Here is a 13293-nt window from a genome sequence, read left to right on the forward strand (position 1 = left end):
TCCAACTTACTCACACCCCACACCCCACACCCTACACCCTACACCCCAATTATCACCATAATTTCTGTTCCTTGACCCGGTTGGCTTTGAATCGTTAGTTGTGCGCCAATACGCTCTGCCCGTTCGCTCATTCCTAATAAGCCAAACCCACCGCTCAAGGGAATGCAACCCACTCCAAAACCTCTTCCATCGTCTTTAACCCGTAAGATACACTGTGTTTCGTTGTACACCAACTCAACCAGAATTTCGCCAGCACTTGCGTATTTAATCGCATTAGTTAATGCTTCCTGCCCAATTCTGAGTAAGTTATTCTCCACTTCGCTTGGTAAGGAATAGGCTGTACCCTGAGTTTCGCAAATCAGAGCCGTGTCGGTCGTCGAGCGCATTTGAGCCACAATACGATGCAAGGCACTCTCTAAATTACCTTCTTCTAGTAGCTGCGGACGGAGTGCTGATACGGATCGCCGTGCCCCTGCTAGTCCAGCGCGTGCTAGTTCCTCAATCATTTCCAGATGTACTTGGGTTGCTTCTGGGTCGTCCGCCAGCACTTGTGTTGCCGCTCCAACCTGAAGCAGAATACCTGTGAAAGATTGAGCCAGTGTATCATGAATTTCTCGCGCCATGCGGTTGCGTTCTTCCAGAATTGAGGCGTGTTCGGCTCGTTTGCGATCGCTGATATCTGTGTTTAAAGCATAATATCCAATGACTTGAGCATTTGCATCGAAATCAGGAATTAAGGTTACACTCAAGTACTTTTTGCCCACTGGCAGAGGCATTTCTACTTCAAACGTGGTTGTTTCTCCCCTCAACGCCTGGTTAATGTAAGGTTCTATCATTTGATACGACATACGATCTATACGATCTACCAGTTCACGAACCGACTTGCCTAAAATTTCATCTCGGCTACAATTACACCAAATCTCATAGGTGCGGTTGACAAAGCGGTAGCGTTTCTCGGCATCGATGTAACCAATACTAACCGGGAGAGCGTCTGTAATGAGCCGCAATTCCTGTTCATGAGCGCGCAGGTCTGCTTCACTTTGCTGTAAAGCCGCTGTCCTTTGAGCAACCTCCTGTTCCAAAGTGCGGTTGTAATTCGCTAAGAGATGTTCTGCAAGTTTGCGCTCTGTGATGTCTTGAAAAGCTGCGATCGCATAAACCACATTGCCCTGTTCGTCAAAGACTGGAGTTCCCCACCCTTCAACTGGAATCGTTGCATTGTTTTGGTGAATATCTATATCGTCAATCCTGGTGCGTTCGCCGCTCAACGCCCGAATAATTGGCAATCTCTCTGACGGATAGATTTGATCCGTCCCCGTCACATAAAGTTGATAAGTCTCTGAAAGTTGATCCGGTGTGGCGGCAGGATCAACGCCTTTACCCATAAGCTCAATTCCCCGTTGATTGACATAGTAAGGGCGACCCGTCGCGTCAATAATGCCAATTCCCACTGGAATCGCTTCTAGAAATTGAGTCATCTGACTTTCGCTAGCCCGGAGCTTTGCATAGAGTTTGGCATTTTCGATCGCAATGGCTGCCTGGGTGGATAGCAGATTTAAGACTTGCGATCGCGTAGCGTCTCCTAATGCCTCCGGCACGCCTGCGCGAACGGAGACTCGATCTGGTGTAAATACTCCAGCCGCTAATTTATTTTCTAGATACAACACGCCCACTAGCTTACCTTGATTGAGCAGAGGTAAACATAAAATTGATTGAGTTTGATTCTGTTGAATATATGGCTCATTAATAAAATTACCTTCACGAGTAGCATCATTTAAGATGACAGATTCATGAGTACGAATAACATAATTAATAATTGATTCAGGTAGATGATTTGCAGTTGGGATAGATTGCAGCACTTGTGTAGCATAGACATTCTCACCCTCATTAAGTTCATTAGACGCTTCAATCACCCATTTTCCTGAGTTTTCTAAAATCAAAAATCCTGTTTGTGCACCAGCATTTTCGATTAATATCTTCATCAAGGAACGGAGCAGCTGATCTAGTTCAATTTCACTCGAAATCGCCTGAATTGCCTTCATCACTGCCGTTAAATCAAAAGCGATATGTGAGGTATTAGAGGTGGTTCCAGCAGTAGTGCGGATTGGTGTGGAAGCCACGCTCGACTGTTCAGGAAATAGTTGCGGATAGCGAGTTTCTAAATCTCTCACTTTCGCAGTTGCTCCCCACCGTTCATAACAGTAGTGAGCTTCTTTCATATAGGTTTGGGCGATCTTTTGCCGACCTCGCACCAAATAATGTTTAGCAGCTAATTCATAAGCTAACGCCTCTTCCTGAATATATTCATTTTCCCTAGCTCCTTGAATTGCTTGTTCATAAAATTCCTCTGCTTCAAACCACTGGCTCAAAACTCGTGCCGTCTCTGCTTGCACCAAATGATATTTATGCAAACAATTCATTGGCGCATACTGTGACCATTGCTTCATTTTCTCCTGAGTAACCGTAACTTTTTTGAGCAGTTCCTCCTGTACTTGAGCGCTGCTTTCAGAGTATATGGCGAGTCTTGCCAGCGCATCATATAGATAGTAAAAAGGAGCAACAGGTGTGCCTGTTATTCGGATTAAATAACGTTCTGCTATGGTTGAGTTTTCAACTGCCTGAGCATACTCAGAAAATAGGTAGCACAGGATAAGTTTATTGAAATAGACATCAAAGGTTGACGTTCCATCATTTGCTGTTTCATGTTGTGGCAATCCGCTTTCTTCATTGTAGAATTCGCCAACTAGGTGAGTTAGGCTGACCGAAAATCCCATCAAATTTGCGATCGCCTGCTGATATATTTGGTTCCAGGTTAGCGCCGTTTTCTGTTTTATTTGACGAATTGCTTCATTGTATTTCGTCATCTCGCGCTCAACTTCTACGAGTTCCTTTCCAACTGCGTAGAATTGGAAGCAATAACAATGGGCACAATAAGCAGCAAACTCTAAATCTCCAACTTCTAAACCTCTTTGGTAGGCTTCTAGCAAGGGCTGGATTGTGTTTTTAATATGCTTTTTCCAATGAATAATAAAGTTATTCACAATGAGTAATGTTCTAGCTCTAAGAGAATGAACATTAAGGTGTGACAATAGATTTAGCGCAAGTTGTCCAAACTCGTACCCAATCTCAATGTTCCCACTCGTTCCACAAAGAATTAATCCGTAAAAGGCATAGGCAAAGGGAGATACAACAGCATTACCAGATTGAATTGATAAGTTTACTTGTTTAGCCACAAGTAGAGGCATCAAATTAGGAGCCGCAACATAGGCAGCGATCGTGATGCTTGATAAGATTCGCATCGCCGCCAACTTGTCTGGTTCGGTCATTTCCGGCAAATGGAGCAAGTCCTCGATTGGCTTCTGGCCAATAAGTGATGCGATCGCGTCTAGCTCAAGCTGAATGTCTGACTGAGTTGGCGTTTGGGGAAAACTGATTCCCAGTTGCAGCAAAACTTGCAATCCAGTGTTGATTGCTTCTAATGGCTGGTTCTGCGCGATGTCAGTTTGAATTTTGACTTCGTAAACTTTCACGATGTCGAGAACAGTTTTAGCTGATTGCAGAACGATCGCTGCCCAAGATTCTACCTGCTGAAAATCGCCACACAAATACGCGACTTCTGTTGTTTCTAAATATAAATCTAATGTTAAGTCATAGTTTGTTTGCCAGCTAGAAGCTGCTAGCCAAACTCTTGCTATGGCTAAATAGTTTTGAGCCATACTATAGGCGATCGCAGCTTTTGCTTTCTGTCCTGCGATTAAATTTAATCTAGCAATTTCATTGCGTTCTAGTCGATCTGTGACAAGCTCAATTCCATGATTAAGATGATCGACAATTTCAAACAGTCGGTCTGATAGTCTCTCTGGCAAAATTTTTCCGAGGAGATTGCGACCAATTCGTAAATGAACAATTTGTTTTTGCGATTCATCGATTAAGGTGTATGAGGCTTGCTGCACGCGATCGTGCAGAAACTTATACTTTTGAATTAACAAATTTTCATCTAATTCAGATAGTGGTTGAATTAATCCAACCTGTATGGCAGTTAGTAAATCTTGAAAAATCGTTTCGGGTGGCCGATCGCAAACAATCGATAGAGTATTTAAATTAAATTCAGCGCCGACGCAAGCAGCTAACCGGAGAATTTGCTGTGTATTCTCTGGCAGTTTCTTCAACTTGTAAAGCATCAACTCGACAACATTATCAGTGATATCTTGGGCTTGGATCTGAGCTATATTCCACTCCCAGCTTAAGTTTTCAGCATCAAAGGTCAATAAATTTTCGCTATAGAGCATTTTCAAAAATTCATTCACAAAAAAAGGATTGCCCTCAGTTTTACGCAACACCAACTCAGCTAATGAACGAACGGTGTCTGCATTCCGATGTAGCGTCTCGGCAATCAACTGATTCAACGGCTCAAGAGTTAAGGGTGCTAAAATAATTTCCTGAAGCACTGCCCCTTGTTTTCGCAGTCTCTTTAGCATTAATGCTAATGGATGTGTTGGATTTACTTCATTATCTCGATAAGCTCCAATTAAAAATAATGATTGAGCTTGCTCATCCAGCAGCATCAACTCAATTAAATTCAGCGTTGCTGAGTCTATCCATTGCAAATCATCTAAGAATATCACCAGGGGATGTGATTCTGAACAAAACACCCGCACGAACTGCCCAAAGATTCGATGAAAGCGATTTTGAGCTTCAGTTGCTCCAATTTCTGGTACGGGCGACTGCTTGCCGATAATTAATTCAACTTCGGGGATCACATCAATGATGATTTGTCCGTTGTTGCCTAAAGCTGTAAGTAAGAGCGATCGCCACTGTTGCACTTGTTCGTCTGGTTCACTGAGCAATTGCTGCACCAATTTTTGTAGAGCATCTGCGATCGCACTGTAGGGAATATTGCGCTGAAATTGATCAAATTTACCAGAGATAAAATAACCGCGCTTTTGGGTAATTGGTTTATAGATTTCCTGCACTAAAGCAGATTTCCCAATACCAGCATAGCCAGACACCAACATCATTTCGACTTGGAATTTTGGGTTGCCTGTTTGTTCCCTTTGTGAAGTTGTTTCTGAATTGTTTGCTAAAGCAGCAACGGGATTTGACTCTGGACACGCTACACGATCAAACGCCGCCAGTAACATTGCAACTTCATTATCCCGTCCATAAAGTTTTTGGGGAATTTGAAACTGACTCGAAACGTCTTGAAGCCCAAGTTGAATGCTAGAGATTTGACCGATTTCTTTTAATTGGTCAGCACAGATTTCTAAATCCGCTTTGATTCCCCAGGCATTCTGATAGCGATCTTCTGCATTTTTTGCCATCAGTTTGAGAATGATGTCTGAAACTGGTTTGGGAATCTTTGTATTTATTTCATGAGGTGAAGGCGGTTGTTTGGCAATATGACAATGGACTAGTTCAAGGATGTCTGTTGTGAAAAACGGCAGATGTCCAGTTAGCAGCTCGTAGAAAGTTACACCCAGCGAGTAAAAATCTGTGCGGTAATCAAGCCAACGGTTCATCCGCCCAGTTTGCTCTGGAGACAGGTAAGCGAGTGTTCCTTCTAAAATATAAGGATTCTTAAAAGTCGGATTTGTGCGGTTGAATTGAGTAGCAATCCCAAAATCAATAATTTTGACAACGCCAGTATCCAGATTAAAGACTATGTTTCCAGGATTGATATCTTTATGAATGATATTGGCTGCATGAATTCTGCCCAGAATGTCGCAAACAGCGATCGCAAGACTTAAAAATTGGGATAAAGGCATAGGGCAGAAGATATCTGGGCGCTTGTGCATCCATTGCTCTAGGGACTCTCCCCCAAAATCTTCTAAGAGAATCACCAGAGTTCGTTGATAGTCCTGCTGGCTGTATGCTTTGATAACTCCTTCTAATTTTAGGGAGCGGGTAATTTTATATTCCTGTCTGTAGCGAGTCAGTTCTTGGGGAGAAGGATAATCAAGCTTTAGCATTTTGACTACCACCCCTACTCCATCGTCTCTGATGCCCCGATACACTAGAGAATTAGAACTCTCGTATATTTTCTTTTGAATGGCAATACCAGGTAGAGCAATCATAGAACAACTCTTGAGAGGATAATCTCGCAATACCTCAAACTATACAGCAATTCTTATTCTGAGAATAATTGCTTGCTGTTTGCTCACAAATTGTCCATGACTGTCGCTGCGGCAATCTTGTAGCTGGCTGCTATCCGCGTGTAACCAAACCTTTGCTTACAATATTCTTCAAAGGTTTTGTGAGTTGAACGGTATAGTTTGCGATCGCCTACGGCGGAGCGTAGCCCATCGCGTAATTCCGTTAATGCCTTTCCCGCTTCAAAAAACGCCCGTTCCACCTTCGGCTCTAAATTTAGGCGATCGCTTCACCTGCACTCAATTGCTGAACACCGCGAATGCAAACAACTACGAAACAAGGGATATCAACCTGATTTAAACATTGCTGATGCTCAAACTACGCTCACCTATCTGCTTTTGTAAGTTATACTGCTATCGAGAACCTTCTGATTAGTAGAAAAGCGATTGCCTGAATGTAGTCAATATTCAGACGATTGCAACCTAGCCTCAACTTTTATATCCTTCAATAAGGCGCAACTACATCATTTGCCGAGCCATTAATTGGGCAAATAAACCTTCAACAGCAGCTAGTTCCTCAAAAGTTCCTTGTTGTACAACTCGACCTCCCTGAAGTACATAAATGCGGTGAGCATTGCGAATTGTGCTAAGTCGGTGAGCGATCGCAATTCTGGTAACTTGTAATTTATCTAAACTTTCACTGACAATCCCTTGGGTTCTGTTATCTAGCGCACTTGTCGCCTCATCAAATAACAAAATGCGGGGTTTTAATGCCAGAGCGCGGGCAATTAATAGTCGTTGTCTTTGCCCTCCAGAAAGATTACTGCCCCCCTCACTAATGACAGTGTGCATTTCCATTGGCATAGCTGCAATATCTTCAGCCAACCCAGACATCCGCGCAGCCTCCCAAGCTTCATCAAGTGTAATCTGAGCGCCGCTAGCTATGTTGTCGAAAATGGAAGCTGAAGTAATCTGACCATTTTGCAAGACTACGCCTAACTGGCGACGCACCGCCCCAACATCCAAACCAGATAAATCTTGACCATCGTAGTAGATGACACCATCTTCAGGAGTCTCAAACCCCAGTAGCAATCTAAATATAGTAGATTTCCCACTTCCAGAGCCGCCTACAAGTGCAATAAACTCCCCAGGTTCTGCATGAAGACTGACATTATCTAACGTCAGCGCTCCCTCTTGACGATAGCGGAATGTGAGATGATCCACTTTAATTCTGCCTATGAGTTTGCCAGGGTCAGCTTTGCCGAGATCAACTTCTGGCATACTTTCTAAAATTGGCTGGGCGCGTTTCCACTGGGGAATAACTTGTAAAGCGTTAGTAACTGTATTACTTACGTCTGTGGAACCTTCGATAAAGGTATCAAAGGCAGTTTTAAAAGCTAAAAAAGTCCCAATAGTCAGTCCGAGGCCGCCTGTAGTCTGAGCGTCTTCAAGCAGCTTGATCGTAAACCAGAAGAGAACAGCAGAAGTTAGTGTGGGCATCACTGTATTGAAAAGTGTAACGCCGTCTTCAAGGTTTTGCGTACTGAGTTCTAATTTGATTTGCCGACTGTAATTTTTACTCCAAGAGGCAAAAGCTCGCTCCTGAGCACCAGCAATACGTAGTTTAGCAATGCCATTAATCAATTGCACCGTCTGCCCAAAGATATTTCCCTTGAGTTCGAGCAGTGGCCTAACTTTGCGGACGAGGAATACTCCCGAAAGTGTGGTCAGGGCGATCGCAACTACAGCAACAGCAACGGCAACTAGAGCCAATTTCCAGCTGTAGTAAAATAACAGCAATAAGTTTAGCAACGCGAAAATACCACTGATCAAATTTATCAGGGTTGCACCACTGAGTTGATGACGAATTGTACTAATAGTTGTAACGCGGGAATGAAGGTCGCCCGTTGTATAATTGCGAAAAAAGGATACTGGCAGATTGAGCAGACGATCCCATATAGCGGCTTGGGTGGTGGCATCACAAACCGTTTCCACACGCAGGAGAGCTAACCCCTGAGTTAACCGAAATAACCCCGTCGCCAAAGCAGCAACCAATAGCCCCAACCCAACTTGTAACAGTAATCCCCAGTCACTATCTGGAATCGCGTTGTCAATCAAAATCGCAGTAGCGTAGGGTGTAAGCATTCCCAGGAGTGTTGCCGCAATACCAGTTAAAAAAATCACAAGCAAGTCTCTTCCACGACCCTTGAATGCAAACCGGAATAAACCTACAGCCTTAAGACCTTTATCCGGCAAAGACCGATAAAACATATAAGCAACGCTTGTCAGCGTCTTAACACTGCGGTCATTTACAGGCATACGGGTTCGTTGCACTGGATCAAAAATTTCGTAGCTATTGGCTGAAACGGGTAGTAATGCTACGGGTTGATTGTCCAGTTCAGTATAAGCAACTAGGGGGCCAGAATCCCTCTTCCACCAATTATCCCGCAGCAAAACCTGTCGCATCCTCACCCTAGAAGCCCGTACAATTGCCTCCAAAGGGTTCTTGAGCCGCTTGAGGTTTTCAGACTGAGCAGGGGGGCGAATTGTGATACCTAAATATCTTCCTACTGCACCAGCAGCAATTAACAAAGGTGTACCTTCCAACAAAAAGCTTACTTTATCGGTTGATAGCGGCGAAATTAGTTCGCCCAGAGCTTCAGCAGTTACTTGACGATTCAGGCGTTCTCGATCTTGAAGGCGCTGTAGTTCTGCCTGTGCTTCTTGCTGCTCTAGAAGGCTAATATAGTTAAGAAATTGAATATGAAGTAGAGATAGTCCCGTTAGCAGAACATCAGCATCCCGAATCGCGATCGTGGTTTCAGTAGATAATTGAACTGACTCGATAGCTTGTAACCAAATGCGATCGCTTAAAGGAAAAATTCCCGTCTTCGGATCTAAAGTTAATTCTTCTAGCCCCATCCAACTGACATTTCCTTGCTGAATTTGTACCCAAGCGATCGCACCAGCTTCAGGTTGAAAAGTCTGGCGATCGTTTAGAGAAAATCGCGCTTGTCCAACAGCCTGAACTTGAATCGCCGGTGTAGCAATCTCAAAAAGTGCAGGGTCGATGTGCTTAAGCCAGCCTTCTACTAAAGCAACCACTGTAGCATCCCCATCAGCCACTAACTGCCGAAAGCATTCTTGATCTACCCTCAGTAGTTCTGTCTCTGCAATCGGCACTGCTAAAAGTTGGTGGTGCTGATTGTCAGAGCTAAGAAGTGTTCCAAAAAGGGCTTCTTTGGAGTCACAACTGAACAGATAACGTCGAGTTCCTTCCGTAACAGCAAACAACGCTACAGAGCCAGACTGAATCACCCAAACAATCTGTGGGTCATCCAGCTGTATGGGTTCATTACCCTTAAGGCTGCACACTTGCCCCTGTAAATCTGTGATTTTAAGTTGGTTAACCATTTTTAAAATAATTCGTAATTCGTAATTAGTTAAACTCCCGGAAGGGCTTCACCCTCACTACGGATTAATTGCGAGTACAACCCCTCCATTTGCCATAATTCTTGATGAGTACCTCTTTGCATTACCTTTCCGTTTTCAAGGACAATAATTTCATCACAATCTCGGATAGTGCTTAATCGGTGTGCAACAATAATGCAAGTACATCCCCGTCGCCGCAGATTTTGGTCAATAATTTTTTCCGTCTCGGAATCTAGGGCGCTGGTGGCTTCATCCATGATCAGGATAGAGGGGTTATTCACCAAAGCGCGGGCTATTTCTAAGCGCTGTCGCTGGCCTCCACTTAAATTGACAGCACCTTCAATCAGTTCTGCATCAAATCCCCCAGACATTGAGAGAATCACATCGTCAATGGCGGCATCATGGCAAGCTCGGATCAGGCTTTTATCTGATATCGTGGTATCCCATAAAGTCAAATTTTCTCTAACAGTTCCGCCAAACATTACAATTTCCTGCTCCACCATAGCGACGGAGTTAGTCAACACCTGATAGGGAATTTGAAACCTGGGTTTACCATCAAAGCAAATTTCTCCCTCCCAAGGTTCGTAAAGTCCGCCGATTACTTTAGCAATGGTAGACTTACCAGAACCGCTTCCACCTACCAAAGCTACTCGTTGTCCTGGCTTAATTGACAGGTTAAAGTTTTCAATTAGTGGCGCTTCCAGACGGCTATAGCCAAATGTAATATTCTGCAACTCCACATATCCCTGCAATTTGGGAACAAGATAAGCAGATGAAGAATTTACTCCCCCTGCTTCCCCTGCTCCCCTGCTCCCCTGCTCCCCTGCCCCCCTGCTCCCCTGCTCCCCTACCTCCCCCTCCCCAATGGGGTTATCCAACACATCATCAAGGCGAATCAAATTGCCCTCCATTTCTTGGAGAGTACTGCCAAAGCTCACAAGATTGTTAACAGGCAGCAGAAAGCTCTGCATTAGTCCTTGAAAAGCTACGAGCATCCCAATGCTGAGGTGTCCATCCATCACCCGTAAACCACCTACAACCAACAAAGCCATAGATGAGAGCGAAGATAGAAGCGTTGGTAATACAGAAAAAGTCTGGTTTGTTATTCCTAATTCCTGCTGGGAATTGATTGCCTTGGTATAATAACCTGACCAGCGAGAAAAGAAATCTGACTCCAACCCAGATGCCTTAATGGTTTCTATACTCTGGAGAGCAGCTATAGATGCTCCAGCAGCTTTGCCATATTCTTGAATTAGACGCTGATTTGCATCTTTGCGCTGACGGGAGATTAATTGCAAGGTCAAGACATTTACGCCAGCAAAGCAGACTACAACTAAAGTCAATACTTTGTCATATTGCAGCATAACCAGCGCGTAAACAATTACCATCACCGTATCGATCGCTGTAGTTGCCAACTTTCCCGAAAGCACATCAGCAACTTGGTCATTGAGACTAGTACGGTTACTAATTTCCCCGGCAAACCGTTGGGCATAGAAACTAACAGGTAAACATAAAATATGCCAGAGAAAACGGCTAGACATTCCTACAGATAACTTGACTTTTAAGCGGCGCAGATATCGCAATCGCAATAGCGTTAATAACCCTTGAAGTACGGTGGCGATCGCCATTGCTAGAAGCAGTGGACGCAGCCAGTGATATCGTTGCTGAACCAGGATTTCGTCTACAAATACTTGACTGAATACGGGTATTTCCAGTCCAATAATTGTCAAAACAAATCCCGCTACCATACAGTAGATCAGCGCCCCTGTAGCGCCCTGTAGCCGTGACCAGAGCGATAAAATTAGGCTTGGTTTACGCCCCCCTTCCTGAAACTCCTGCCCTGGTTCCATCACCAGCACCACGCCAGTATACCCCTCGTCAAATTCCTGTCGGGACACCTTTCGCGGGCCTGTGGCAGGGTCATTTAGATAGACCCACTCCTTGCCAAATCCCTCCACAACCAAAAAGTGGTTAAAGTTCCAAAACACAATATAGGGAGGGTGCAGGTCTGGAAGTTGTGCCAGTTCCTTTTTAAAACCTTTTGCCTGAAGTCCATAGTTTCTAGCAGCTTTCAGCATATTAGAAGCCTTACTGCCATCGCGGGAGACACCGCAGAGAGTCCGAAGTTCTGGTAGAGGCACAACTCGTTTGTAGTAACCTAAAATAATTCCCAAAGCAGCAGCACCACATTCCACAGCCTCCATTTGCAAAACGGTGGGGGTTTTTACCCGCTTACTTTGACCTTGCAGCAGCTTTTGCAACTGTTGCCAAGGATTAATCGGTGCTACTAATGAAGGATTAATAGATACCACTGATCGACCTCAAGATAGGTAAAACAAACGTAATTGGAGCTCGTTCTTCTACTTTGACGCGGACAACTGTAGTAGTTCCAGAAGAGATTTTTAGTTGCGGCCCGGTGGAAGAAGACCATTTGTAGCCACTAAAGGTTGTTTGGTCACGTTTGAGGTCAGCAAATACTTGCATGACTCCTTCCTGTTTCTGACCTACTAAACCTGCAACTACTTCTGGATTACCCACCACACTAGCGGCTGCTTCCCGTGTAATAGGAAATGCTGAAACAGAGGTGATAGTACCTACGATACCGCCGAAACGTTCGCGCTTGACGGTTTGCGGTGTAATTTGCAGTGTCATTCCCTGTTGAATTTTCTTGCCATCCCCAACCGGAAAATAAGTTATACCAACCATTTGGCTGGATGGATTTTCTGCATCTATGCTCCCTAAACGAGTTCCTGCATTAATCACCTGCCCAGGATTAACAGTGATTTCTAAAATGCGTCCTGAGTGTTGACTGATAATTTGGCTGTTATTGCCTAATTGTTGTTCTATTCTGGCAATCTCTCGCTTAACTTCTTGAATCTGGTTTTTTCGGCTAGTTGCAGTTTGCAGGTCTTGTTGAGCGACGCTAGCTGCTTTAGTATTCTGTTCTTGTAACTGAGCTTGGATGTTTTTGATTTCGTTCAAATTCTGGAGGTATTGCCGTTGTGCATCTGCTTCTTTGAGGTCGAGTTGCTTGAGTTGCGATTCAGCCTCATCAATACTGGCACGGGCATCATCGTATTGCTGCCGCGCTTCTAGCACGATATCATCGGGAACTGCACCTTCTGTTAATAGCCTTTGGCGGTTTTCCAATCTCTTTTTATGGGTGGGAAGTAGCCCCTGGAGTGTTTGTAAGCGTTTTTGGAGGCTGTGGCGATCGCCCTGAATTGACACTAGCCCCTTTTCTCTCAGGATCGGTGTCAAATCCTGCACAATCTTTAGCCTTTGCTGAAGAGTCAAACGAAGCTCCTGGAATGCTTTTTTATCAAGATCCTGACGCTGAGTTTGTAATAAATTAGCATTCCGATCTTGATCTTCAAGTTGAGTTAATTTGGCACGCGCTAGTTGTAGTTGCTTTTGCAGGTCAACTTGGTCAACCGTTGCCAGTACATCTCCTTTCTTGACGACATCACCGACATTGACATTGAGAGCCGCTAACTGTCCTGCACTTTTTGACTGTAGCGGCACAACTGTACGCGGATAAATTAGTACTCCTCGCCCTTCAACAGTAATAGGAATGCGTCCATAAATACTCCAGATTGTAGCTACGACTACCAAGGAACTCAAGGCGGTTAAGGGCAACCAGCTTTTAGGACTAACCACTTGCATGAGTTGGTCTAGCCTTTCAGGAGAAGATAAACGCTCCAGCGACTCTTTGCGGAATAAGCTTTGCTTTTGGTCAACCATTTAACTTTCACCCTAGCTTCATGGAAGA

4 protein-coding genes and 1 pseudogene are annotated in these 13293 nt (G+C 44.3%); all 5 read right to left on the reverse strand.

All coding sequences use genetic code 11. From position 1 onward, the window contains the following. Positions 1-38 precede the first annotated feature (38 nt). The 5 genes and pseudogenes from RMX98_RS31685 to RMX98_RS31705 all read right to left on the reverse strand — a co-directional run bounded on the left by RMX98_RS31685 (position 39) and on the right by RMX98_RS31705 (position 13265). Complete coding sequence (locus RMX98_RS31685; RefSeq protein ID WP_322679388.1) at positions 39-6074, reverse strand: AAA family ATPase; 6036 nt, start codon at positions 6072-6074, stop codon at positions 39-41. A gap of 86 nt (positions 6075-6160) precedes the next feature. After that, positions 6161-6376: pseudogene (locus tag RMX98_RS31690) on the reverse strand (hypothetical protein); the annotation flags it as partial. Between the two features lie 232 nt (positions 6377-6608). Further along, entirely contained in the window at positions 6609-9503 is a 2895-nt protein-coding gene (locus tag RMX98_RS31695; RefSeq protein WP_322679390.1) for an NHLP bacteriocin export ABC transporter permease/ATPase subunit, read from the reverse strand. Positions 9504-9532: 29 nt separating this feature from the next. Further along, positions 9533-11833, reverse strand: a complete 2301-nt coding sequence (locus tag RMX98_RS31700; RefSeq protein ID WP_409882043.1) for an NHLP family bacteriocin export ABC transporter peptidase/permease/ATPase subunit — start codon at positions 11831-11833, stop codon at positions 9533-9535. After that, positions 11820-13265 carry an NHLP bacteriocin system secretion protein gene (locus tag RMX98_RS31705; RefSeq protein ID WP_322675899.1) on the reverse strand — a complete coding sequence of 482 codons (1446 nt, stop codon included), beginning with the start codon at positions 13263-13265 and terminating at the stop codon, positions 11820-11822. The genes RMX98_RS31700 and RMX98_RS31705 overlap by 14 nt, the downstream gene beginning before the upstream one ends. Positions 13266-13293: the final 28 nt, after the last annotated feature.

Source organism: Nostoc sp. DedQUE02 (assembly GCF_034531035.1).
GTDB lineage: Bacteria > Cyanobacteriota > Cyanobacteriia > Cyanobacteriales > Nostocaceae > Nostoc.

Excerpts from the sequence above, each read along its gene's own strand:
- RMX98_RS31685 (WP_322679388.1), bottom strand. The coding sequence starts at position 6,074 with ATGATTGCTCTACCTGGTATTGCCATTCAAAAGAAAATATACGAGAGT.
- RMX98_RS31695 (WP_322679390.1), bottom strand. The coding sequence starts at position 9,503 with ATGGTTAACCAACTTAAAATCACAGATTTACAGGGGCAAGTGTGCAGC.
- RMX98_RS31705 (WP_322675899.1), bottom strand. The coding sequence starts at position 13,265 with ATGGTTGACCAAAAGCAAAGCTTATTCCGCAAAGAGTCGCTGGAGCGT.